This is a genomic window from Paenibacillus sp. FSL F4-0097 (assembly GCF_038593125.1).
Lineage (GTDB): Bacteria > Bacillota > Bacilli > Paenibacillales > Paenibacillaceae > Paenibacillus_AQ > Paenibacillus_AQ odorifer.
Genome location: NZ_CP151965.1, coordinates 3,004,999 through 3,027,590, shown reverse-complemented (window position 1 = coordinate 3,027,590; position 22,592 = coordinate 3,004,999). Strand labels below are relative to the sequence as shown.

Genomic DNA, 22,592 nt, shown 5'->3' with positions numbered 1-22,592 from the left:
ACATCCTCCCTGTTGATTGCTTGAAAAATATCCCTATGCTTGCTATGATAACAAAATTATTGGGATGAGAGGCGATTATTATGAAAAAAAAGCTGCGTTCTATCACGCTCAGGGGACTGGAATACAGCTACATACTGGGCATGCGAATCCATGACAAACGGAGTCTGCTTGAATTAAAGGTTTATCATAAAAATGTAAAGCTCCATCCGCTACGCATCCAAATCCTAACATGGGATGATCCGATTGCCGGATGTCCGCTGAATACAGGCTATCTGCTGCAAAACCATAAAAAAGGGTTTGATGTTGTCTATAATCTAAACCATCCACAGCGTATCCGCGAATGGATCGAATATGGAACGGCTAAAGGCTGGGACGGCACCCGGACAATAGAGATCATATATGGATTGGATGCTATGCAGGAAATGGGCTACGATATTACTTCATTGCGCACTTCTATATAAATTCAGGCGTATGAAGTTAACGGTTGCGGATCAGTCAAAAACCTGTTCCAGTGCTTGCGGATTATAAGGACTGATAATTTTATATGCATTCAAGTGAGGATTGCTTAAATCATTGTCATAGATGATCATATGCTGTCTGCTTTTTAGAATAATATCAAATCGTTGCTTGCGATCAGCCTGAACTATCGTAATATAATAGCTGAAATTTTTGTCAGAACTGACATTTCGGGCCGATTTCATTAATTGAACATGAGAGAAATCAGTAAAGATCCGCTCAATAACAGCAGGATCAGTAATAATGATGTCTTTCTTTTCACCGGGAACTGAAGACAATCGCGAGATTTCTAGAGAGGCGATTTCTTCCAATCGGATGGTATTGGCTACGATTCGTTTAAACGAAGTATAGCGGCTTGCTGTATAGGCCATCAAAGAGACACCTCCCCCTGTCAGAAGCGCACCGACAAGCATGTATTTTCTATTTTTATCCATTTCCCATTCCTCCCAGTAATACGATTCTGTAAGCTACAATTATAAAACTATAAAGACATCGGTGCAAATCTGCTTATTTTAACTTCTACATAGCACACGAGCCAGGGGTCAGAAGGAAATACTTAAGTCAAGTCAGCCCCCAAGCTGTTTTGTTCCTAAACTAGCGCAGAAAAGCCACTCTATGGGCGGTACGATGGACGGCTTGCCCCTAATCCTCTAGCTCGTCCAGCTTCGCTTCCAGTTCAGCCAGCTTACGATTTGATTGTTCCAATATTTCCTGAAGCTCTGCAGCTTCTGCTCGTTTTATTTCTTTTTTAACGGTTTCAATCTGCTGTTCCAAATAGAGAATATCGGCTTCATTTCCTGAGTTGTTCCAAATCTGTGAGTAAGTCATAGTCAGCCTCCGTTTATCTGTGTGCACGATTCAAGCATAACCCGCATTCTACTTCTTCAGATTAATCGATGCTACTCTTAGCGTCTAGCTAATCAACAAAAATCAATGAGCCGATTACTTTCCTATATTCAACACCCTCTACTTTATAAGCAAAACAAAGAAGCAGCGAGTTACTTCACTGCTTCTTTGTTGAATCTTACTTCTCTCATTCAAAACGGTCATTAAACTTCACGTCAAGGGTTAACCTGAGATCTCATTTATTTAGTCAGCAGTTTAGGGAACTCATCCAGCAGCATGCTGCTGGTCAGCATATCGTCGTAATTCCATTTGGTCTCCACAAAAGTAACTTTTCCGCTCTTAACAGCAGGGAGCGAGCTCCACAACGCAGTTTTCATTAACTCATTAAAGGAATTTTCCGCATCAGCATTGGCCGGATAAATGACAAACAAATGGTCACCAATAAGCATCTTATGCATTAGCTCAGGGGAGACCTCAATATAAGGCGCGCCTTCTGCCGGCTCAATTTCCTTCACTGCTTCTGACATTTTGTAGCCCTGCGGCTGATACAGTAGTGCAGGAATGCCACCAGTTTTCATCAAATACATTGTCTTGTTCCAATAATAAATCAGCACTACCGCTGTTTCTCCTTCGGCAAGTTTGCCTTCCTGACGCAATCCGCTCCACATATTCTCGGCCTTGCGATTATATTCGGACAACAGTTGCTCTGCTTCAGCCTTTTTACCCACTATCTCACCAATGACAGGCAGACGCTCAGACAAGGGTTTACTCTGGTCAAATACAACAGTAGGTGATATTTTGGACACTTCTTCATATTGTTTGTCCATCACATAACCTAGCATTGTTAAATCCGGTTCCAGATCCAAAACAAGTTCCAGATTTGTAGGAAATCCGATATCCTGTGCCGGGGTTATCTCCTTGTCCAAATAGACTGATTCTTCAATAAACCGGCGGTCGACACCGACCGGCTGAATCCCGAGTGCCAGCAGGTCTCCGATCGAATTACCCTGCAGCACAATCCGCTGTGGACGCTCTGGAATATCAACCTCATGCCCCTGACTGTCTTTATATACTCTTGTAGATTTTGAATTGGTGGCTGAGTCCGGTGGACTTGTCTCTGTTTGCACAGAGGATACCGGACTAGGGCCAGCATTCGCAGAATTAACAGGACTGTTCCCTGAAGAGCAAGCACTAAGCATTAAAACCAGACATAACAGCATCGCTGCTCCCATTGACATTTTTGTATTTCTAACCATCAGTAAATCCCCAAGTGAACAGACTAATTGTTAAGATCTCCCTCGCCCCCCACCATCTTGAAATCCCGAACCAGTCAAGTGTTTATCCTGTGCGTTATCCATTTTAATTTAATTTTTTTATTCTCAAAATTACTATTTCGAAAATCTCACTATCTTCCGATATGTTCTTATGAGCTATTTGCTCAGAGACAACTTGGGGGAGATGGTAGCATGTTAAAACAACTAAAAAAAAGGCGGTTCGGTTCATCAAGCATAGCAAATACTTTGTCCATTGTACTTTTAGTTATTATTGTTGTCGTCTTCTCAATCTTGGGAACCTTTATGTTTTCCAGCACTCGCAGCATACTTGTGAAACAACAAGAATCTATGCTTCAGACCAAAACACAGGCACTTGTCAGTCAAATTGATGCACTATTTAAGGAAAAGGGTTCACTGGTCAAGCAAATGTCAACGAATAACTTATTCAAACAATACATCGAAACCACCAAATCTCCAGAAATGGCCAAGACTTCACCGCATGCCGCTGAAGTAGCAAAGACACTAGCTGCCATTGTAAAGGTGGAACCCACTTTTGCAGATGCATGGATTGCTAGTACTGCCGGCAAAGGTTTTTACATCCTCAACAATGGTACGACATCAGATGCTGCTTTTAACATTAAAGAACGGCCGTATTATAAGCCAGCAATCGAAGCAGACGGCCTATACTACTCCGATCCTTATATTGACGTCACTACAGGCGATATGCTGATGGGTATTTTTTATCCGATAAAAAATGACAACAATACATTAATCGGTTTTGTCGCGGTTGATATAGCGTCTAAAAATATCCCTGAGATAATGGAAAGCTATAAGCTAGGCAGCACTGGTTATTCCATTCTCGCCTCCAAAACAGGTGATATTCTGTATCACCCAGACCAGTCTAAGGTCACAAAGGAAAAGATTAATGAGCTGCCAGGTGATCTTGGGGGGATCGGCAAGAAAATGATCGCTGGTGAATCCGGCGTACATCTGATTAATGACAACGGAGAACGCCGTTACATCGGCTATGCTACAAGTAAAGATACCGGCTGGTCCGTAGGTTTAACTATTTCAGAGCGTGAAGTGCTCTCCGAATTAAAAAAGTTCACCTGGATTACTATTGGCGGGTTTGTGGCAGCGGCGATTCTGCTCGTTCTATTTTCGTATATCACACTCCGTTATCTGCTCAGATCCATACCGAAGCTGCTCACCAAAATCAAACGGGTGGAAAATGGGGATTTGACTGTTCAATTTGATGCCTATTCCAACAACGAAATTGGACAAATCTCCAACGGAATATTCAACATGGTCCAGAAAATTCAAGGGATGCTTCAAATAGTGGGTACCTCCGCTCAGGTATTAAACCAGTCCTCAAAAGATCTGCAATCCATTTCTTCCCGTACAGCTATAACGATGAACGATACAGCAACGGCCATTAATGAGATTGCGAATGCGACCAACTACCAGTCGATTGAAACGGATACGATTTTGCAAAAAACCGGATCATTATCTGGTCAAATTGACGAAATCGCAAATGATGCTATAGCCATAGAGACGATGGTGCAGGCTTCTGCCGACCAGAGCGAACTGGGGTTAGGTGTATTGAATCAGTTATCGAAATGGGCAGAAGAAAATCACAACTCCACTCATTCGATATCGTCTGCCATTCATGATATTGATCAAAGCCGTCATGAAATTTCAAGTATCGTGGACACGGTACATCAAATCGCTACGCAAACCAATCTGCTGGCGCTAAATGCTTCCATTGAAGCAGCACGTGCGGGAGAACAGGGGCGCGGATTTGCCGTTGTTGCCGGAGAGGTTCGCAAGTTGGCGGAGCAGACCGCACAGGCCACACAGGAGATTGGCAGAAAGGTTCATGAAATCGAGGAAAAAACTAGAGCATCCGTGGAATACACAGCCCAAGGACTTGAAATTGCCGAAGAAAATGCAAAATCCGTGGAGGCTACGAAACAGGTATTCTTTAGCATCAACAGCGATTTGGAGGCTTTGAGATTACGTATGATTCAAATCAGCAGCAACACCTCCAAAGTCCATAAGCACAAAGATGAGATCCTACAGGCACTCGAAATCATTTCTTCAACTACAGAAGAGAATTCCGCTTCGACGGAAGAAGTTAGCGCAAGCACGCAGGAACAATTGGACAGCATTGAACAGGTTGCCGAGCTATCCCAGCAGCTCAACCAGTTGTCCAAAAAGCTTCAGGACGAATTAAACCAGTTCCAGGTCGAATAGCCCTCTAGTCATCCGTAAGTTACGCAGTCATGAGACTATCCTCCCTTCTAGAAAAATTAAGCAGCCAGTGCATGCCGATAATCCATCGGCGCGCACTGGCTGCTTTTAGTTTCAATTCGCTAGTAATGGTCTCTTCAATCGTACGGTACAGACCTATGATAATTAACTATTTATACGGGTCAGGAATTTCCTCCCACTGACCAGTAAAGACATCTACTTTAATCGTGAATTCCCTGCTTCCTTGCCTAACATCACTGAACAAATAACCATCCCCGATAAACCCTGAAATCCAGTCCGTACCTGTTGGCTTGAAACCCTCTGTATCAAAGATAGGTTGGAGTAACTTATACAGTTCCTTCTGGTATTCTGTACCGTTAGAGATATCCCACAGATCTATCGCTTCTCGGTTTACAAGACTTCTCAGTGGACTGCCAGAAGTTACGTCATGAACCGTTCCGGTAAGCGGATTAATTTTATAGCTGTTGCCTTCCCCTACGCCATTCAGTGGATCTATATCCACCCTATATTGATCTCCGTCTTTGCTAAAGGTCCAACCGCTTGCCGGAAGCTGTTTTTCCATCATGGACTTGATGTCCTGTTCACTGAGCGGTGGAGATATAAACGAACCATAGTACATCTGTGCGCTCTCAATGGTCAGATTCTTCCCGTAAACGGCAATAACTTCGAGCGGAAACTCAGACATAGAGGCTGCACCAGCCAAGTGGGCTATAATTTGGTCATCTATCAGCTCGTATGAAACTATTGAGCCAAATCCGACCTTCTCTCCCCAAGCTCCCTCAGTGTAATCATATACTTTGGTCAAATGCTTTCCGTCCAGTTCAGCAGATACATAGGTATGGTTATTTCGGTGTATAATGGAGGATTTCAGCCTCTGATTCAACGTTTCGATCGGATCTTCGACCACAAGCTCTTCCAAGGTAACAGGCTGGAGCACATGAATCTCACTCATAGAGAGTCCGGTACCCGTGCCGGTCGTAATGCGTATGAAGATTTCTTTAGTCCCATCCCCGTTCACATCTGCTTCTTCAATCAATGGAGGCCGAGTTTCATCTTCCCCGGCATTCCACAAGAACGTACGGCTTACTTCACCACGCACATCTACCGTGATTTTATGCAAAAGTGCATTCTCCCCAGTGGGATTAGCAGATACCGTGATTCCGTTTTTTTCCGCCAATAGAGTGCCTTTAACGCTGGAAGCCGTGCTCTCTTTGTCCTGCGCTTCTGCCCGAAAAGTAGCAGGAGCGCTCTTTGCCGGGGCTGATGCAGAATTCAGCTTTGCCCCTGTCAGGGTACAGCCACTTAAGATCATAATTACAGCTAGGCCCAGCAGTGAGTTTTTTGCCGTAAATTTTTTGTGTCTGGTAATCATGATAATCCTTCTTTCCATTTCCTTTTTACTGCTCGAAATGCCAGCTGTACCTGCCAACCGGATCGGGTCGGGTAAGGTTTCTAACAATTTGAGAAGTGTCAGGGCATAACTTCTGTGGCACGCTGGTTCAAGATGCTTCAAGGCCAGAGCATCACAGGCAACCTCTTGATCCTCTTTCATTTGGCGTACGGCATACCACAACAGAGGATTAAACCAATGCATGGCCAGCAGCAGACCTGTCAGCAGATTTAGCAAAATATCACGGCGCTTCACATGCGCCAGCTCATGAAGGAATATATGACGGAGCCCGTTCGTCTCCAGAGTGTGTAAGGTAGAGGTGGGCAGCAGCAACATGGGCCTTATAACGCCAAGTAGTGTCGGTACGGCAATCTGCTTCGTCTCGATCAGCTTGACTGGGCGCCGTACCTGCATCTCCTGCTGACAGGTTCGGAACAACCGTTGGATTTCTAAGGAATGAATCTCTGGTTCCCTTCGAACCCGTGCGGTAAATCGAAGTTGTACTCGAACTGACAAGCCCAGTACCACCGCGGCTCCGCCAAGCCACACCAAAACCAGTAAATGTAGAGGCTCCCACCCTGAATCGGTCGCCCTGGAAGAACTGTCTATTTGCGGATTGACTTGTGCCACATCATCCGATGCTGATGCTCCCGGCAAAGGTCCAGTTTCTGCAATTCCAGTAACTGACGCTGCTTCCTCTTCCTCTCCGGTCAACCCGGGCATATAAGTAAAGCCGATTTCCGACTGTACTGACGGAAAAATGGTACTCTGCGCCGCTTCTTTCTCCAGCGGCAACAGATTAAAAATACTAAATGTGCTTTCTGGTGCCCAAGGTATTGCCAGCCTCACGATCAGTGGTATCCACAGAAGATACGTCCAGGTAGGTTTTAGACGATCCTTGAACAGGAACCGGGTCAATAAGATCAGCAGAGCCAGCACGCTCGCCATGGCAGACAGCGACAATACCTTGACGAACAGATTGTATGCAGCTTCCAGCAAGCGGCTCAGTCCTTTCGTTCATCCAAAATTCTCTTCAATTCTTCAATATCTTCCCGGGACAACTTTTCATCCTGCAAAAAATTGACCAACATCGGGCGCAGAGTTCCACCGTAGATCCGCTTCAGAAAGGATCGTGTCTCCGATTGGACACATTCCTCTTCCCTCACCAGCGGATAATATGAATACACCCTACCTGTCTGGTTATAACCAATAGCCCGCTTCTCTGTCAGACGCTTAATCAACGTCCGTACCGTCTTTGGGTTCCAGTCCCTGCTGCCTTCTAGTGCTTCAACAATCTCACCTGCAGTGCGCGGGGCACTTGCCCACAGCACCTTCATCACTTCCCACTCGGCATCCGAAATCCTTGGAGTTTCCTTAGACATAATACTATCCACCATTCTTTCCTGGCATGACTACATTTGTAATCCAATATCCAAAATATACAAGTCAGCTTCGTTTATGTCAACCCCAAACTCCCTGTTCACACACGGTATATGGACAATGTACACGTAGATTCATGGTCACGTACATTAATAGCAATAATACGGCTTATTAGTCAAAGATGACTTCAATGAGGTGGAACCTATGCCTATAAAAACAGGTAATCAATACATCGAACGAATCGACCGGCAAAAGATCAATATCTGGTACAGAGGAACACGTATTGAAGGTCCTTTATCCAAACACCCTGCCTTTCAGGGTCTCATACAAACACAAGCTGAAATGTATAACATGCAGTGTGATGAACGTTATTTGGCGCAGATGACCTTTCCTTCACCTGATACTGGAGATCCTGTTGGTTTATCTTTTCTTCCACCCAAAAATGCTGAAGATTTAGAACGCCGGAGAAAAATGATTGAACTCTGGTCCAATAGACATCATGGATTTTTAGGACGCTCCCCCGATTATATGAATACAGCCATTATGTCTCTCTTCACAGCTGCTGATATCCTTGAGGACCTTAATCCGAAATATGCTGAGAACCTCAGAAAATACTATGCCTACTGTCGTGATTATGACATTACCTTATCCCATGCCTTCATCCAGCCTCAAGCCAGCAAAATATCCGGCCAGATTGATGCTACAGAGGATTCTATCGCTGCTAAAGTCGTAGAAATCAATGATGAGGGGATGATTGTTACCGGTGCTTTTATGATGGCAACACAGGGAGCTACCTGCGATGAAATGCTTGTATTCCCGACTCCCTCACCCTCACTTGTGGATGATGATAATCCCTTTGCGTTTGCCTTTGCGGTGCCTAATGATCTGCCTGGAATGACTTTTTTTTGCCGTGAAAGCTACGCTGCCTCATCTACTTACGACCATCCGTTAAGTTCAAGATATGAAGAAATGGATACCCTTGTTATCTTTGACCGTATACTTATCCCTCATGATCGTATATTTTATTATGGCGATGAGATGTACTGTTCCCGATTATTCGGCGAGAGTAATTTTCATACGCATATGGCCCACCAAATTGTCACCCGCTATATTGCAAAAACCGAGTTTTTTCTTGGTATGCTAGAGTCTTTGGCTGAAGAACAAAACGCTGTCCTTGAGTCCTACACGATTCTGCCTATTTCCAGAATATTAACCTATTTAGAAACATTCAAAGCCTTAAGACTTGCAGCGGAAATAGGGGCTTCGCTCGACAAATTTGGATATCTCGTTCCAGACAAGGGACCACTATTGGCTTCAACCATTCACTTTTCAGAGTTTTATCCAGAAATGGTTGAAATGGTTCAAAACCTCAGTTCAAGCGGTCTCATCATGATCCCCTCTGAAGCCGACTTTACATCAAGCGCTGGTTCTTATCTTTATGAGTATTTGAAGGGGAATGTCTCGGATGCATGGTATCGAAATGCCTTATTCCGGCTGGCGTGGGAACTAGGAGCGGGTGCATTCGGAGGTCGTCAAACCCAGTTCGAGCGGTTATTTTTCGGCAACTCCCAAACGGTGGCCTGGCGTATGTACAACAGCTATGATAATCACGAATATTTCCGTCAAATCGTTCACGATTTTATTGCCCCCGATCCCCCCTTGCCTAAGTCAACAACGGATGGAATTTCCAATTAATAAAGAGTTGCAAAGGCTTATAATGATGTGTTTTAGGATTGATTAAGAGACTGCTTTCGTTCTCTTTCAGTCCTTTTTGAGCTCTATTCACAATCAAAATTATGAAGAACTAGATGCTTTTTCATACCTTCACTGGACAATTCTGTAATAAGTTGTTTATAGTTTATTAGCATTAGGAAGTGATTTGCTAGCTTAGGAGGGAACAATGAACTATGGGCCATATCATAGTCGTAGAAGATGAACGTGCAATCAGTGACTTAATTACTATGAATCTAAAATTAGTCGGACATACCTATAGCAAGGCTTATCGCGGGCTGGAGGTTATTGAACTGCTGGAACGTGAAAAGGCCGATTTAATTCTGCTCGATATAATGCTGCCCGAACTGGATGGTTTTGAGATCATGCAGCGGATTGCTCACTTACAAATTCCGGTGATTCTAATCACCGCTAAAGATTCACTGGCTGATCGCATCAAGGGCTTTGAGCTGGGCGCCGATGATTATATCATTAAACCTTTTGAAATCCTTGAATTGTTGGCAAGAATCAATGTGGTGTTACGCAGGAGCGAAAAAGGCACTTCCAATTTTCTTTGTGAAAACGTTGAGGTACGTTATCTTGAGAGGCTTGTCATGGTGGATCAACTACCCGTAGATTTAACCGCTAGGGAATTTGAGCTTCTTGAAGTCCTTATCCGCAACAGAAACATTGCTTTATCAAGGGAAAAGTTGCTGGAATTAGCCTGGGGCTATGATTTTGAAGGAGATACCCGTACCGTAGATGTCCACATCAGGCAGCTGCGCAAAAAACTAGGCTGGGAAGAACGAATTAAAACCGTATTTAAGCTTGGTTACCGCTTGGAAGTTCAGGTCTAGTATGAGATTCTGGCATAAAATTCTGCTGTCAGTCCTCGCCTTCTTCATCGTCGCCCTAGATGTGAGTGTAATAATGATTATGAAAAAAAGCTGGCAGCTGAACATGGACAGCGAAATGCAGCGTGCTTCAAGCGAACAGCTATTAATTGCAAACAACATTTATGAAAATCTTGAATCGATTCAGACCCGTGGGGCCACACTTACCTCTACTTTAATCTCCAGCGTGGCTCAATCCTATGGTGAATTTTATCATAAGCAGGGAATCGGACTACAGCTCTGGGAGAATGACCAGCTGGTTTATCCGAATGCCGGAGTCCCATCCGTCTCAACGCCGGAATCACATTCTATTCAACTCTCTACTGAGCTCCCTGCTCCCTATCAAGCTTTGACGATCGTTTATCAACGTGATATCAGTGACCTGTATGCTAAGCAGCATGAGCTGAACCGTTTTTTTGTAATGATTAACTGGATTATCGGTCCAATTCTGCTCCTATTACTCTACTTGCTGATCCGGCAGTTGACCAAACCACTTAAACAGCTTTCGAAGACTACAAAAACGATCGCTGAAGGCAAATATACCGAGCGCGTGCAGTTGCGCAGCAAAGATGAGTTTGGTGAGTTAGCCCTGAACTTTAACCGAATGGCAAACGCAGTGGAACAGCACGTGATCGAACTGTCTAATATGGCCGATGAAAAGCAGAGAATGGTAGATAACCTCGCCCACGAACTGCGCACACCTTTAACCAGTATGCAGGGATTTGCTGAATTTCTGACTTCCGCAAATATAGGCCAGGAAGAACAGCAGATGGCAGGTCAATATATCCTTAGTGAAACCTTACGCCTGAAGAATTTAGCCTTCAAACTGCTGGATTTGTCCGTCCTACGGCATCATCCTCTGACTCTGAAACAAGTAGACATATCAGATTTGTTCAAATCGGTTAAACAGATTGTGCAGCTTAAATTGGACGAAGCAGGCATCAAACTAGAAATGGATTATTCGATCCCTGCGGTTTGGGGTGATCATGATCTGCTAACTTCCTTCTTGGTTAACCTTGTCGAAAATTCCATTCATGCATCTCCGCAAGGGAGCACCATCCGCTTGCTTGCCTATGCATTGCAAAATGAAGCCATATTGGAAGTATGTGATTCGGGATTTGGGATGACCCCGGAACAGAGCGCGCGTGTTTTTGAACCCTTTTATCGAGGTGAAAAATCGCGCACACGCGAATACGGGGGTGCGGGTCTTGGTTTATCTTTATGCAAGCAAATCGCAGATGCACATCAAGCCAGAATTTCACTGAATTCTACTTTAGGTCAAGGAACAAGTATCCGCATCTTTTTACAACTCCATAACATCTGTTCACCTACTCTATAACATCTATAGTTTAAGGTTAGGAAGATTCAGCATCATCCGAAGCAAATGGAGGTTATTCAAGTGAATAACAAAAAATTCCCCACTGCTTTAGCTGTACTCCTGTTCTCAGGGAGTCTGCTAATCGTCAGTGCAGTCATTCAAAACACCACCCATTTAGCTTTAACCAGCATCAAAACCCCAGGGGTGAAGTTGGAAGCACCCACGCAGGTGTCCACAGAGAATGACGATCTACAACAGCAGACGAGCCCTAAAGAAATACAACAAATTAACAATTTCATAGACATGGCTGGTAATGAGACTTCTGTATCCAAACGGAACACTGTTACACCGCCTGCTGTAGGGCATTTGAGTCAAAGCGATACCGTTGCTCTGGCTGCTTCAAGCGTTCGCAAATTATTCGATGTGGACATTGCCAAGCTGCAGATGCGGGTTATTCTGAGTGATACCCGAACCTCGCTGCCGTGGACATGGGCTGTACATTTCAGTCCATATAACGCCAAGACCCTAGAAGGGCAAGGTAAGGAATTCTGGGAATACGATGTACTAATTGATCCCATAAACGGTATGGTAGTGAATACGACCGCGATTAATAATTCTCTGAAAAGAACACCAATTAGCGCTTCTGCTGCCAGCGCCATCTATAAAGATGCTAGTTGGATCAATACGGCCATTACTATCCTTACAGATAAACAAAAAGAAAGCCGAAAAATTGTTGCAGCAACACTAATCAACACTGAAACCAATGATAAACGCGGCATGGTCGCTGTTCAGATGATGCTGGAAGATGGCAGCAGCTACACGGCAGAAATGCGTTATCCTGATCAAAGTCTGCGCTGCCTTACCTACGAGACTGCTCAAGTAGTGAAATAAATCAAAAATAGAATCAACTCTTCACTAATCCTACTTTTATGTCGATAATTTATATTACATGGAAAAGTATGGAGGAGCATATGAACACTAATCGCAGAACCGAACCTTTTCGATATACCCTTAAAGAACCTGTAACATTTGATCTTCATATTCTTACTATTAACGGCATCCAGGTTCCTTCCAAGCCTGTAAGGGCTGTATTGTTCGACATCAGTCGATCGGGTTGCCACTTATCGTTACCCCTCAATATCAACCCAGAAAATAACCTAGTACGCATTGGCATGGAAATGAATCTTACGGATGAATCTATGTACATAGAAGGAATATTGAAATGGAACAAAGAACAACAAGGCAGTTTCCACTACGGCATTCAGTTGGACATCCCTGAGAATGACGGTGAACGACTCCCAAGGGTACTTCGCATACTTGCTGGAGAAGGCAAAATATTAGTTCGTTAAGATAACAAAAAAAGAGTAGTTTTAATCTAAAAAAGCAACAACCCCGCGTTTTCATGCAGGGTTGTTGCTTTTTAGCTATTGCGATCCAAACTTATTGTTGTAATCCGAAATTACAGACTAACATTTCCTGAATTTTATTCTTGAGGCACATCCCGTTCAGGGGATGCTGCTACAGCTTTTTCTTTCTCCAGTACCTCTCTTAAATCATCCTGAATTCTGCGATTCCATAAGGGAACCCCTGAGCGATAAGCAGCTCTACCTGTCAAATGCGCAGATAAAGGTGAGGTCATAAATACAAAGACAATCCCCAGTAGCAGCTTAGCACTTATATGATCTAGAAAAAATGCAAAATATAGAAAGGCCCCGCTCAGAACACATAAAACACCAAGGGTTGCACTTTTAGCAGCGGCATGCGATCTCAGATAAACATCAGGCAGCCGAATCAGTCCATAAGCACTTACAGCACTAAGCAATGCCCCCATCAGAATTAACAAAGCAAACAGCAATTCACCGACTGTCTTGATCGTTTCCATGTTCTAGCACCACTCCCCTTTCGATGTATCTGGCAAATGCCGTCGTGCCGATAAAGGAAAGAATGCCTATTAACAAAATAATTTCGATAAAAGCCTGCGTTCGGAGTAAAACAGAAAGAACGGCTACCATGGCTAACAGATTAATTCCAATCGTATCCAGTGCTGCTACCCGGTCAGGCAAAGAAGGTCCCTTCAACAAACGCCAGGCGCATACACCAATCGCCAGCGCCATAATCGTAAGCGAGAGCATAAGAATAAAATGGATCATTAACGGGTCACCTCCAATATCGCACGCTCAAAGGTGTCACGGATATTCGCTCTGAACTGTGCGGGATCATCAACATCCATGGCATGAATATACAAAGTCCGGTTATCATCCGATACTTCAAGTACCACAGATCCGGGAGTAAGGCAGAGCAATGTGATCAAAGTAGCCACTTCCCAATCCGATTTCAGCTCTGTAGTATATTTCAAGATTGCTGGACGTATATTAAGCTCCGGTCTCAGAACGGCTTTTACCACTACATAACTTGAAACGACCAGTTCCCGCAGCAGCAAAAGGATTAGCTTAATAATTGCCCACACTTTTCCTAGATATAATCTGGGCCAAAAACGTCGCATTCCGAGCAAAATGAGGATACCGATCAAGAAACCAATGACGAAACGTGGCCCAGTCCAGTCATTGTGCAGGAACATCCACAGGAATGCTATCATGAAATTCAATAATAGTTGAAAAGCCATAGTATCACTCCTTCATGACAGCGTTAATGTATAGTGCTGGATCAGCCAGTACGGCTCCGGCTTGACTCACAAAACCGTTTACCGTCTCCGCACCTACACCCATCAGAATTACAATCACGAACAGAACAGCCGCCGGTGCCATCATGGCTTTATAATGAAGCGGTTTGACTTGTTCTTCCCTTTTCTCGCCACCCCAGAATACTTGCTGGAATACCTTGATCAAGGAATATAACACTACAAAGCTGGATGCAAGTGCAATCAGCGCCAGAGCCACGTGATTCTCTCCAAATCCACTACGCACCATCATCACTTTTCCAGCGAAACCACTAAGGGGTGGAACACCAACCAATGCCAAAGTCAGTACAAAAAACATCCAGCCGGTCCACGGATAACGTCGGATCAAACCACCCATTTCTTTTAATCGGTCGGTGCCCGAAGCTGAGATAATCATCCCACCCAGGAAAAATAATAATGCTTTGGCAACCATGTCATGCATTAAATAAAACACTACACCATTTAACGAATCCTGAGTCGCGACAGAGATCCCAAAAGCAATAAATCCTACACTGATGATGATATTATAATTAAATATTCGGCCCAGATCGTTGTAAGCCAATGCCCCGATTGCCCCAAGTATCATTGTCGCCCCCGCCATCCAGGCAATCAATGTATGGGTGAGTCCCGGTTCTTGAATAAAAATCAAAGTAAAGGTACGTGTAATTGCATACAATCCGACCTTGGTTAACAAAGCCCCAAACAGGGCTCTAACAGCCAATGGCGGTGCACTATAGGAATCGGGAAGCCAGAAAAAGAGCAGCAAACCTGCCTTAATCGAAAATACAATTAGCAGCAGGACCGCAATGACGTTCATTACACCGCCTTGTCCCGCCTCTGCTACACGCATAGATAAATGCGCCATATTCAGTGTGCCTGTCGCAGCATATAAATAAGCAATCGTCGCCACAAACAAGGAAGAGGAAATCACATTAATTAATACATACTTTAATGTCTCTCGCAGTTGACCCTTGGACCCACCAAGTACGATCAAAGCGTAAGAAGCAACTAACAGCACCTCAAAGCAGACAAACAAGTTAAACAGGTCCCCGGTGAGGAAAGAGCCAAAAACCCCGGTTAATAAAAAATGGAAAAACGGGTAGTAATAAAACCGTTCTCTGTCTTCCCCAATGCTAGCGAAGGAAAAAAACAGACAAGCTGCACCAACAATGGCCGCTGTCAACACGAGCAATGCCGAAAACATATCGGCAACAAACACAATGCCATAAGGTGGACGCCATCCCCCCATATATAAGGTCTGGATACCGTTTGTATTTACCTGATACACAATGAATCCTGCAACAAAGATATTTAAAAACACACTGACGGCACTTATGATTCGTTGCAGACGTACTCGTTCTTTCAGAAAAATGAGTATAACTGCCGTAATGGCCGGAATCAGCAGAGGCAGCACTAACAAGTTGTTCATCGTCTCTCCTCCTTGGTTCCTTCCACATCATCGGTACCCGTCGAGCGGTAAGTCCGGTATGCCAAAACAATAAAAAATGCTGTTACTCCAAAGCTAATTACAATAGAGGTCAAAATGAGCGCCTGCGGCAAAGGATCGACATAAGCTTCCGCTTCCTCACCCAGCAATGGTGCAGCACCTGTCTTGAGGCCAGACATTGTCAGTAACAACAAATGAACGCCGTGCGTTATTAAAGTGGTTCCCAGAAGGATACGCAGCAAGCTTTTGGAAAGAACTAGATAAACACCTACGGAAAACAGTACACCGATCGCCAGGGCAATAATAAGCTCCATTAGCTATCCCTCCCGATCGTAAATATGATATTCATAGTGACACCAATAACAGCTAAGAAAACACCGAGATCAAAGAACATTGCTGTGGTCAGTTCTGTTTTGCCCATAAGTGGCAGTTGGAAATAGCCAAACGCTTGGCTCAGAAAAGGTACATCGAATAAAAACGAACCTATTCCTGTAAGAAAAGCTACAGATACCCCTATCGCGATTAACTTACGATAGTCGATAGGCAATACCTTCTCAACCATATCAATCCCAAAAGTAATGGCGAGCAGTACCAATGCGGCTGATGCCATCAATGCTCCAATAAATCCGCCTCCCGGATTATTATGTCCGGCGAAAAACAGATAAAGTGAAAATATTAGTATCATAACGAAGGCTACTTTAGCTACCGCTTGTAGTAACACATCATCACTTACAGAAGAACGTGGTTTATTATCCTTCACAGCCCGCTTCAGTGGGGCAATAGTTCCATCCGTATCCAACTGCAGTTTGATCATGGAATAAATAGCAAGTGAGGCAAGGCCAAGCACTGTAATTTCAAACATGGTATCAAAGCCGCGGAAATCAACGAGCAGAACATTAACAATATTTTTACCGCCACCCAAGGTATAGCTATTCTCCACATAATATTTCGAGATGGATTCGAACGGACTACTGCCTAAAGCAGCAAGTGCAACCAATGTCATGGTTATTCCCATCCCGATGGAAATAATTAGCTTAGGCAAGCGGGACCGAAGTTTGAACGGTTCTTTCTCCAGCTTAGGCAAATGCCGAAAACATAGCAGGAACAATGTAACGGATACTACTTCGACAATCATCTGCGTAAGCGCCAGATCAGGTGCCCGGAACAGAACAAAGAGTAAAGTAACCATATAACCAACCATTCCTGTTAACAAAATGGCTGTGATTCTGGAACGTACAAATGGGATAGCCAAAGCGCCCGCAAGCATAACCATAACAACAATAACTTCAAACAACGAAAACGGAGCATATTCAGTTGTCCCAAGCGTAATTCCATCGGTATACCACACGGCTCCACCAATGGCTACGATCAGGAAAGCGAAGATATACATCAAGTAATGGCGCATAGAACCTGTCATATAGGTGCCAGTCAACGCCCTAGACGATTTCTCGACCAGCCGGATTACTCCGTCATAGACTTGATTTAAAGTGTAGCCACTGCCCCATTCTTTATCGACCAGACTCCAGCGGCCATAGATTCGGTATACAATAATACCAAGAATCACAACACCAAGTGTCATCCATATTTCTGGTGTAAAGCCGTGCCAGAAATGAATATTCACAACAAAGGGTTCTCCGGTCTGCAAGATTGGGTGAATAGCATTCATTGCAGGGATAATAAGTGTATTGGATAATATATTCGGGAAAAAACCGATAAATATAGACAGCACTGCTAGCAGGCACGGGGCAAGCAGAAGTCCAAATGGGGCTTCATGCGGTTTTTTGTCCAGCTTCTCAGGCTGATATTTTCCGAAAAAGGTGTGAAAAACCAAAATCATACTGTATGCAAAAGTAAACACGCTGGCAATCCAGGCCAAAACCGGGAAGAGCGTAAACAACGAGGGAACAGACAATATATCCAGGTTTCGGATATTCAGAACAGCTGTAAAAAACATTTCTTTACTTAAAAACCCGGAAAATGGCGGCAAACCAGCCATCGAGAAACTGCCGATCATCGCTACCGTAAAGGTAACCGGCATAATGGAAATCAGTCCGCCCAACTTCCGCAGGTCGCGGGTACCCGTCTCATGGTCAACTATACCGACCATCATAAACAAAGAGCCTTTAAAGATGGCATGGTTAATAAGGTGAAAGATAGCCGCTGTTGTTGCAGCAGTGTAAAAGACTGAATCTCCCCCTACATAAAATGCCGCTGCCGATCCCATTCCCAGCAATCCCATAATCAGTCCAAGTTGACTAATCGTTGAATAGGCTAATAGAGCCTTCAGGTCCGTCTGCTTCATCGCCTGGATAGAGCCATAAATCAAGGTGATCAAACCGACGCCTGACACAACCCAGAACCACTCATATTGCCCCGCAAAAACAGGGCTGAAACGGGCGACAAGATACAATCCAGCTTTAACCATCGTTGCCGAGTGAAGATAGGCGCTAACGGGTGTAGGTGCCTCCATGGCATCTGGCAGCCAGATATGAAACGGGAACTGCGCTGATTTGGTGAAGGCGCCTAAAAGAATTAGTAGCATCGCCGGAATAAATAAAGCATGCCCGCTAATATCGCCAACCTCACTCCAAATTTCCCGGATACTAAAGGTGCCTGTCATTACATAAAGCATTAAAAAGCCGGCAAACATCGCTAAACCACCAAATACGGTAATCAACATAGATTTGAGAGCACCATACCGCGATTTTTGCCGCCGATGCCAAAAGGCAATTAACAGAAATGACGAAACACTTGTTAATTCCCAAAAGCCGTATAACACCATCAAGTTATCCGAGAGCACAACGCCAAGCATCGCCCCCATAAACAACATTAGATAAATATAAAAAGGGGTTAACGCTTCTTTTCGCCGGTCAAGATAATAAATTGAATAGATAATTACAAGACTACCCATCCCAGTGATTAGCAAAGCAAACAACAAACTTAATCCATCCAGATGGAAAACCAAATCAATTCCTAGTGAAGGAATCCATGAAATGGTTTCATATCCCAAATCCCCACCCTTAATAACGGGAATCCGGGTTAAGAAATAAACAAACAAAACGAGTGAACCAGGGAAAACAAGCCATCCTCTATGAAGGTTGGGTGCTCTCTTGGACAAAAGTGCGATTACTAAGGCCATTAGAAACGGAACAAGTATGATTACATGCAGCAAAGGCAGTCCTCCTTTTCCACTTGAGCTTATTAAGTTGTGAACTTTAGTACTTACTTTTTTACCAAAAGCCAAAGATCATATGATTGGTAGGGCCTTATATACAAGGCCCCAATGTTGATAAGGGCAAGCCTAATTATAAAGAATCGGTCAATGTGCCATCACAAATATGCAGATATCTAGCCTTTCCATCTTCCTGCTCAATTCTGAATAAACCGTTCTCAAATTCTGTGTGTAGTTCGTGAAAGAACTTTCCCTTAAGCGAATACTCTCCCTGAGGTTCATCACTGAGCTGATATTCAGCCCCGTTTTTGACCAGGTAGGCGATAACGCCTTCCTCATGGGTTTCTTCCAACCCGGCGCGCATCCGCTGCACAGCCACGACATGCAGATCCATCATTTTCATTTTACCAATGAGTTCATTGATGAAATTACGTTTGGTAAGCTCCTGCCACCGAGTTTGAGCAGATTGTCCAATGACGATCTGTGTGACCTCATTTTCTTCAGCAACTTCTACAATAATATCTGTTGTTTTTCGGCCTTCACGTTTCCGAATGATAAACTCTGCGCCAGCTTCATCGGCAAGACGTTTCCAGACCGTCATATACATTTCTTTGCTCTGATTATATTCATCAATATCCGAACTATCGACATTTAATACAAACAATGGCGCCCCTATAATTTCAGATAGTTGGACACCACGCCGGATTAAACGCTCCCCATGCGGACCATAATGAACACAAACCATAATCTTTTCATTGTGTATGACCTTCACCCTCCTGTAACATGGCCAAGAAATACAAAAGGAGCCCACTGGCGTTAGGCCCCTTGCGTATTACTAAAACCCGATAAGTTATACTTAATTATATCTATTCCTATGTTTTTTGTAAAGTTTGATGGTTATCATGGAACATATTTCTTTTTAATGCTTGTATCATGCCCTTCTTTTGCAGGTGTCATTCAATGCATTTTATACATTCCTTTACAGGAATATTCCTGTCATGGTATATTAAAATTATTATTACAAACAGGAAATAACAAAAAGGAGGCGCTATAGAGCCGTTTAACCATGGTGCGTCATAATAGAGCGAATGAATTTAATGAATCGAAGTGATCCTCGTTTATGAATACTAACGTTATGAGTGCCTTAGCTGAGCCCCACCGCATGCAGATCGTTGAACTATTACGGGTTAATCCCTTAACCGTTGGGGAGATTGCAGAAAGTCTTCAGCTACGGCAGCCTCAAGCGTCCAAGCATTTGCGCGTCCTTAGTGAAGCGGGCTTAATTGAAGTTCAAGCTGTTGCTAACAAGCGCATTTGCAAGCTACGTCCTGATCCATTTAAGGAAATAGACGATTGGTTAGACTCCTACCGCCATATATGGGAAGAACGATATGATCGACTGGATGATTATTTGCAAAAGCTACAGAGCAATGAAAACAATAAAAAATCATAGTCTCAGGCTGAAATTGGCAGGAAGCATACAAATTTGAGGAGGATCTATCCCATGACAAATTCTAACCCGTCCAACCAAGTGGTATCCAAAATTGTTGATGGCAACACATTAGTATTAGAGCGCGTATTCCAAGCTCCACGTGAACTTGTATTCAAAGCTTTTTCTGAGGCTGAGCATTTGAAGCACTGGTGGGGTCCAAAAGGTTGGACGCTTCCCGTATGTAATGTCGATTTCCGTCCAGGGGGTACTTGGCATTATTGCATGAAGTGCGAGGATAAGAATCAAGGTGATTTCTACGGTATGGAGTCTTGGGGCAAGGCATTGTATAAGGAAATTACAGTCCCAGAACAAGTCATTTATACAGATGGGTTCTCAGATGCAGAGGGGAATATTTCAAAAGATTTGCCTGAGACGCTTGTCCAACTAGATTTTATCGACCTGGATGGTCAAACGAAGCTGGTGAATACCGGTAAATACTCTTCTCCGGAAGCCTTGCAACAAGTTATTGATATGGGGATGTTAGAGGGGATTTCCCAAACCTTCGACAATTTGGATGCCCATCTCGAGAATTTACAGAAGAATAACTAGAGCAGCTATGTGCTAGCCATGACCCTTTTCATCGATAAATAGGACGAAGCAAGGCTACTCTCTCCCGCTCGTCCTATTATGTTTATTTTGCAGGAAATAAGAACCTGATACTATTCGGAAAATATTGCAGGAAAAACATGTCATTATGCGTGCCCAGCGGATCCGTCTCAAACTTCACACGCTGATCAGCTTCATCAATCTTCTCTTTTAAAATATCATAAGCACGTTTGCTGTTAGGCACCATGTCCTTCTGGACATTTGTCTTGTGGATACCTTCCTGTTCACCAACATACATATAAATTCTGCATTCCCTATCTAGTCTTGAAGCTTCCATGTAATGAATGAAATCTTTAAACCATACAGACGCAGATATGAATATAAAATTTCCAAAAATAGCTTCAGTCTTGTACATTGCGTACAGACTTATTAATCCACCTAGTGAAACACCACCCAAAGCCAATTTCTTCGGCTCGTTAGAGATGCGATAGGAGCTTTTGATATAGGGTACAAGATCCTGATAGACGTAATTCAAATAATCATCGCCCTTGCCCCCAAAGGACCAATCCTTAAAAAGAGCAGGCATTTCCCAAGGTGTATATTCATCATTCCGCAGTTGAGAATCAATCCCGATAAAAATAACCGGCTCTGTTACTCCCTCTTCCACATCTTTCTCTATAGCTATAATCGCCTCTTTGAACAAAAAATCTCCATCCTGTAAGAAAACCGCTGGAAATATCCGCTCCGGAAATAGATGATATTCTTTCGGTAAATACACGGTAATCTGACGATCTATATGTTCAAAAAGCACAAGCTCGCCTGCCCTCATTTGCGTCATATCCCCACTCCTTAACAGTTCAGCACTCGAAACGCTCTACTCATAATCGTTGGCACTACAGAAGCGTGATTTTCATTGGGTGCGACATAGTGCTCAACCTCTAAATTACGCAGAGCATATTCATTCATTTTTGAAAATAATAATGCTGCGTCATCGACCATAAACGACTCTTCACTCCCTACGGTAATCAATAACTTTTGTTTATCGGTCATCTTCACTTGACCATTGTTATAGAACCGCTCCGCATACGTCAGGATTTCATGATCATTCCACCAAATGGATGGACTAGAGGCCAAATAATACTGGAATAGCTTCGCACGAGTGAATAACGTCCAGAGGACAAATAAACCGCTGAGAGAGTGACCAAACAAGGCTTGTTTATGCTGATCCACATTATATTTCTTGTTGATTGCTGGCATTAACTCTAATTCTAAAAAAGCTAAAAACTTCTCAGCCCCACCATGTGGTCCTATGTCAGCATTTTTCAATCGATCCGGATATACATACAACCTCGCAGGAGGTGTGAAATCATAAAATCTTCTTTTAGAGACCTCTTCATCTGTACCATAATGTCCAATTCCAATCACAATTGCTGGTGCAATAAAAGTTTTTGGGGCATTTCTTGACTGCAGTTTTACGACATCCCGACCTAATTGAAAATATGAATTACCATCGAGCATGTAATATACTGGAAAGCCCTTTTCTGGTGCTGCTTCTCTGGGAAGAGAAACCTTTATATCGTACGTGTAACCCATATACTGAGATTCAAGTTTCCATGATTCTGTGTGTTCGAGCTCTACTTGTGTTGTCATTTTTTCT

23 protein-coding genes are annotated in these 22,592 nt (G+C 43.6%); 9 read left to right on the top strand and 14 right to left on the bottom strand.

Features of this window, described 5'->3' with window-relative positions:
- The first annotated feature begins 80 nt into the window (after positions 1 to 80).
- Positions 81 to 461 (top strand): hypothetical protein, encoded by a 381-nt coding sequence (locus MHH86_RS13560; protein ID WP_036686425.1) that lies wholly within the window; start codon positions 81 to 83, stop codon positions 459 to 461.
- 30 nt (positions 462 to 491) lie between these two features.
- Here MHH86_RS13560 and MHH86_RS13555 read toward each other — a convergent pair whose 3' ends face one another.
- The 3 genes from MHH86_RS13555 to MHH86_RS13545 form a co-directional block, all read right to left on the bottom strand.
- Positions 492 to 950 (bottom strand): hypothetical protein, encoded by a 459-nt coding sequence (locus tag MHH86_RS13555; protein ID WP_036686422.1) that lies wholly within the window; start codon positions 948 to 950, stop codon positions 492 to 494.
- Between the two features lie 208 nt (positions 951 to 1,158).
- Positions 1,159 to 1,344 carry a hypothetical protein gene (locus tag MHH86_RS13550; protein ID WP_036686420.1) on the bottom strand — a complete coding sequence of 62 codons (186 nt, stop codon included), beginning with the start codon at positions 1,342 to 1,344 and terminating at the stop codon, positions 1,159 to 1,161.
- 257 nt (positions 1,345 to 1,601) lie between these two features.
- The gene (locus MHH86_RS13545; RefSeq protein ID WP_051491460.1) at positions 1,602 to 2,618 is read right to left on the bottom strand and encodes an ABC transporter substrate-binding protein; all 1,017 of its coding nucleotides are present in this window, start codon (positions 2,616 to 2,618) and stop codon (positions 1,602 to 1,604) included.
- A gap of 210 nt (positions 2,619 to 2,828) precedes the next feature.
- Here MHH86_RS13545 and MHH86_RS13540 point away from each other — a divergent pair, with 210 nt between their 5' ends.
- Positions 2,829 to 4,892: a methyl-accepting chemotaxis protein gene (locus tag MHH86_RS13540; protein ID WP_076224156.1), complete on the top strand. Its 2,064-nt coding sequence runs from the start codon at positions 2,829 to 2,831 to the stop codon at positions 4,890 to 4,892.
- Positions 4,893 to 5,058: 166 nt separating this feature from the next.
- On the opposite strand, the gene MHH86_RS13535 is transcribed toward MHH86_RS13540, so the two are convergent.
- On the bottom strand, positions 5,059 to 7,299 hold the full coding sequence (locus tag MHH86_RS13535; RefSeq protein WP_076224153.1) for a M56 family metallopeptidase: 2,241 nt from the start codon (positions 7,297 to 7,299) through the stop codon (positions 5,059 to 5,061).
- A gap of 5 nt (positions 7,300 to 7,304) precedes the next feature.
- Positions 7,305 to 7,682, bottom strand: a complete 378-nt coding sequence (locus MHH86_RS13530; RefSeq protein ID WP_038570550.1) for a BlaI/MecI/CopY family transcriptional regulator — start codon at positions 7,680 to 7,682, stop codon at positions 7,305 to 7,307.
- A 202-nt stretch (positions 7,683 to 7,884) separates the two neighbouring features.
- Between MHH86_RS13530 and MHH86_RS13525 the strand changes: the two genes are divergently transcribed.
- From MHH86_RS13525 to MHH86_RS13505, 5 genes are all read left to right on the top strand, one after another.
- Positions 7,885 to 9,375: a 4-hydroxyphenylacetate 3-hydroxylase N-terminal domain-containing protein gene (locus MHH86_RS13525; protein WP_052097002.1), complete on the top strand. Its 1,491-nt coding sequence runs from the start codon at positions 7,885 to 7,887 to the stop codon at positions 9,373 to 9,375.
- A gap of 212 nt (positions 9,376 to 9,587) precedes the next feature.
- Positions 9,588 to 10,247, top strand: a complete 660-nt coding sequence (locus MHH86_RS13520; RefSeq protein ID WP_036686413.1) for a response regulator transcription factor — start codon at positions 9,588 to 9,590, stop codon at positions 10,245 to 10,247.
- A gap of 73 nt (positions 10,248 to 10,320) precedes the next feature.
- Positions 10,321 to 11,622: a HAMP domain-containing sensor histidine kinase gene (locus MHH86_RS13515; protein WP_256719413.1), complete on the top strand. Its 1,302-nt coding sequence runs from the start codon at positions 10,321 to 10,323 to the stop codon at positions 11,620 to 11,622.
- Positions 11,623 to 11,682: 60 nt separating this feature from the next.
- Positions 11,683 to 12,492: a hypothetical protein gene (locus tag MHH86_RS13510; RefSeq protein ID WP_076273841.1), complete on the top strand. Its 810-nt coding sequence runs from the start codon at positions 11,683 to 11,685 to the stop codon at positions 12,490 to 12,492.
- An 80-nt stretch (positions 12,493 to 12,572) separates the two neighbouring features.
- Positions 12,573 to 12,950 (top strand): PilZ domain-containing protein, encoded by a 378-nt coding sequence (locus MHH86_RS13505; protein ID WP_036686410.1) that lies wholly within the window; start codon positions 12,573 to 12,575, stop codon positions 12,948 to 12,950.
- 134 nt (positions 12,951 to 13,084) lie between these two features.
- Here the strand turns inward: MHH86_RS13505 and mnhG are convergent, their stop codons facing one another.
- The 7 genes from mnhG to MHH86_RS13470 all read right to left on the bottom strand — a co-directional run bounded on the left by mnhG (position 13,085) and on the right by MHH86_RS13470 (position 19,669).
- On the bottom strand, positions 13,085 to 13,483 hold the full coding sequence (gene mnhG, locus MHH86_RS13500; RefSeq protein WP_036686408.1) for a monovalent cation/H(+) antiporter subunit G: 399 nt from the start codon (positions 13,481 to 13,483) through the stop codon (positions 13,085 to 13,087).
- Complete coding sequence (locus MHH86_RS13495) at positions 13,458 to 13,751, bottom strand: Na(+)/H(+) antiporter subunit F1 (RefSeq protein WP_036686407.1); 294 nt, start codon at positions 13,749 to 13,751, stop codon at positions 13,458 to 13,460. The genes mnhG and MHH86_RS13495 overlap by 26 nt, the downstream gene beginning before the upstream one ends.
- Positions 13,751 to 14,224 carry a Na+/H+ antiporter subunit E gene (locus MHH86_RS13490; RefSeq protein ID WP_076101747.1) on the bottom strand — a complete coding sequence of 158 codons (474 nt, stop codon included), beginning with the start codon at positions 14,222 to 14,224 and terminating at the stop codon, positions 13,751 to 13,753. Before MHH86_RS13490 ends, MHH86_RS13495 begins: the two co-directional genes overlap by 1 nt.
- A gap of 4 nt (positions 14,225 to 14,228) precedes the next feature.
- A complete protein-coding gene (locus MHH86_RS13485; protein ID WP_076101745.1) occupies positions 14,229 to 15,707 on the bottom strand; it encodes a Na+/H+ antiporter subunit D in 1,479 nt (492 codons plus the stop codon).
- The gene (locus tag MHH86_RS13480) at positions 15,704 to 16,039 is read right to left on the bottom strand and encodes a Na(+)/H(+) antiporter subunit C (protein WP_036686402.1); all 336 of its coding nucleotides are present in this window, start codon (positions 16,037 to 16,039) and stop codon (positions 15,704 to 15,706) included. The genes MHH86_RS13485 and MHH86_RS13480 overlap by 4 nt, the downstream gene beginning before the upstream one ends.
- Entirely contained in the window at positions 16,039 to 18,903 is a 2,865-nt protein-coding gene (locus MHH86_RS13475; RefSeq protein WP_036686622.1) for a Na+/H+ antiporter subunit A, read from the bottom strand. The genes MHH86_RS13480 and MHH86_RS13475 overlap by 1 nt, the downstream gene beginning before the upstream one ends.
- Before the next feature lie 127 nt (positions 18,904 to 19,030).
- On the bottom strand, positions 19,031 to 19,669 hold the full coding sequence (locus tag MHH86_RS13470) for a universal stress protein (protein WP_232061321.1): 639 nt from the start codon (positions 19,667 to 19,669) through the stop codon (positions 19,031 to 19,033).
- A 348-nt stretch (positions 19,670 to 20,017) separates the two neighbouring features.
- Between MHH86_RS13470 and MHH86_RS13465 the strand changes: the two genes are divergently transcribed.
- Together MHH86_RS13465 and MHH86_RS13460 are read left to right on the top strand one after the other, a co-directional pair.
- A complete protein-coding gene (locus MHH86_RS13465) occupies positions 20,018 to 20,350 on the top strand; it encodes a metalloregulator ArsR/SmtB family transcription factor (RefSeq protein ID WP_036686399.1) in 333 nt (110 codons plus the stop codon).
- A 51-nt stretch (positions 20,351 to 20,401) separates the two neighbouring features.
- Positions 20,402 to 20,938 (top strand): SRPBCC domain-containing protein, encoded by a 537-nt coding sequence (locus MHH86_RS13460; protein WP_038570543.1) that lies wholly within the window; start codon positions 20,402 to 20,404, stop codon positions 20,936 to 20,938.
- A gap of 82 nt (positions 20,939 to 21,020) precedes the next feature.
- On the opposite strand, the gene MHH86_RS13455 is transcribed toward MHH86_RS13460, so the two are convergent.
- Positions 21,021 to 21,773 carry an alpha/beta hydrolase-fold protein gene (locus tag MHH86_RS13455; protein ID WP_051491457.1) on the bottom strand — a complete coding sequence of 251 codons (753 nt, stop codon included), beginning with the start codon at positions 21,771 to 21,773 and terminating at the stop codon, positions 21,021 to 21,023.
- Between the two features lie 11 nt (positions 21,774 to 21,784).
- Positions 21,785 to 22,585: an alpha/beta hydrolase-fold protein gene (locus MHH86_RS13450; protein ID WP_038570541.1), complete on the bottom strand. Its 801-nt coding sequence runs from the start codon at positions 22,583 to 22,585 to the stop codon at positions 21,785 to 21,787.
- Between the last annotated feature and the right edge of the window lie 7 nt (positions 22,586 to 22,592).

Bases quoted from the DNA above. Each gene is read 5' to 3' on its own strand.
- MHH86_RS13560 (WP_036686425.1), top strand. From the start codon at position 81: ATGAAAAAAAAGCTGCGTTCTATCACGCTCAGGGGACTGGAATACAGC.
- MHH86_RS13555 (WP_036686422.1), bottom strand. From the start codon at position 950: ATGGATAAAAATAGAAAATACATGCTTGTCGGTGCGCTTCTGACAGGG.
- MHH86_RS13550 (WP_036686420.1), bottom strand. From the start codon at position 1,344: ATGACTTACTCACAGATTTGGAACAACTCAGGAAATGAAGCCGATATT.
- MHH86_RS13545 (WP_051491460.1), bottom strand. From the start codon at position 2,618: ATGGTTAGAAATACAAAAATGTCAATGGGAGCAGCGATGCTGTTATGT.
- MHH86_RS13540 (WP_076224156.1), top strand. From the start codon at position 2,829: ATGTTAAAACAACTAAAAAAAAGGCGGTTCGGTTCATCAAGCATAGCA.
- MHH86_RS13530 (WP_038570550.1), bottom strand. From the start codon at position 7,682: ATGTCTAAGGAAACTCCAAGGATTTCGGATGCCGAGTGGGAAGTGATG.
- MHH86_RS13525 (WP_052097002.1), top strand. From the start codon at position 7,885: ATGCCTATAAAAACAGGTAATCAATACATCGAACGAATCGACCGGCAA.
- MHH86_RS13520 (WP_036686413.1), top strand. From the start codon at position 9,588: ATGGGCCATATCATAGTCGTAGAAGATGAACGTGCAATCAGTGACTTA.
- MHH86_RS13515 (WP_256719413.1), top strand. From the start codon at position 10,321: ATGATTATGAAAAAAAGCTGGCAGCTGAACATGGACAGCGAAATGCAG.
- MHH86_RS13505 (WP_036686410.1), top strand. From the start codon at position 12,573: ATGAACACTAATCGCAGAACCGAACCTTTTCGATATACCCTTAAAGAA.
- mnhG (WP_036686408.1), bottom strand. From the start codon at position 13,483: ATGGAAACGATCAAGACAGTCGGTGAATTGCTGTTTGCTTTGTTAATT.
- MHH86_RS13495 (WP_036686407.1), bottom strand. From the start codon at position 13,751: ATGATCCATTTTATTCTTATGCTCTCGCTTACGATTATGGCGCTGGCG.
- MHH86_RS13490 (WP_076101747.1), bottom strand. From the start codon at position 14,224: ATGGCTTTTCAACTATTATTGAATTTCATGATAGCATTCCTGTGGATG.
- MHH86_RS13485 (WP_076101745.1), bottom strand. From the start codon at position 15,707: ATGAACAACTTGTTAGTGCTGCCTCTGCTGATTCCGGCCATTACGGCA.
- MHH86_RS13480 (WP_036686402.1), bottom strand. From the start codon at position 16,039: ATGGAGCTTATTATTGCCCTGGCGATCGGTGTACTGTTTTCCGTAGGT.
- MHH86_RS13465 (WP_036686399.1), top strand. From the start codon at position 20,018: ATGAATACTAACGTTATGAGTGCCTTAGCTGAGCCCCACCGCATGCAG.
- MHH86_RS13460 (WP_038570543.1), top strand. From the start codon at position 20,402: ATGACAAATTCTAACCCGTCCAACCAAGTGGTATCCAAAATTGTTGAT.
- MHH86_RS13455 (WP_051491457.1), bottom strand. From the start codon at position 21,773: ATGACGCAAATGAGGGCAGGCGAGCTTGTGCTTTTTGAACATATAGAT.
- MHH86_RS13450 (WP_038570541.1), bottom strand. From the start codon at position 22,585: ATGACAACACAAGTAGAGCTCGAACACACAGAATCATGGAAACTTGAA.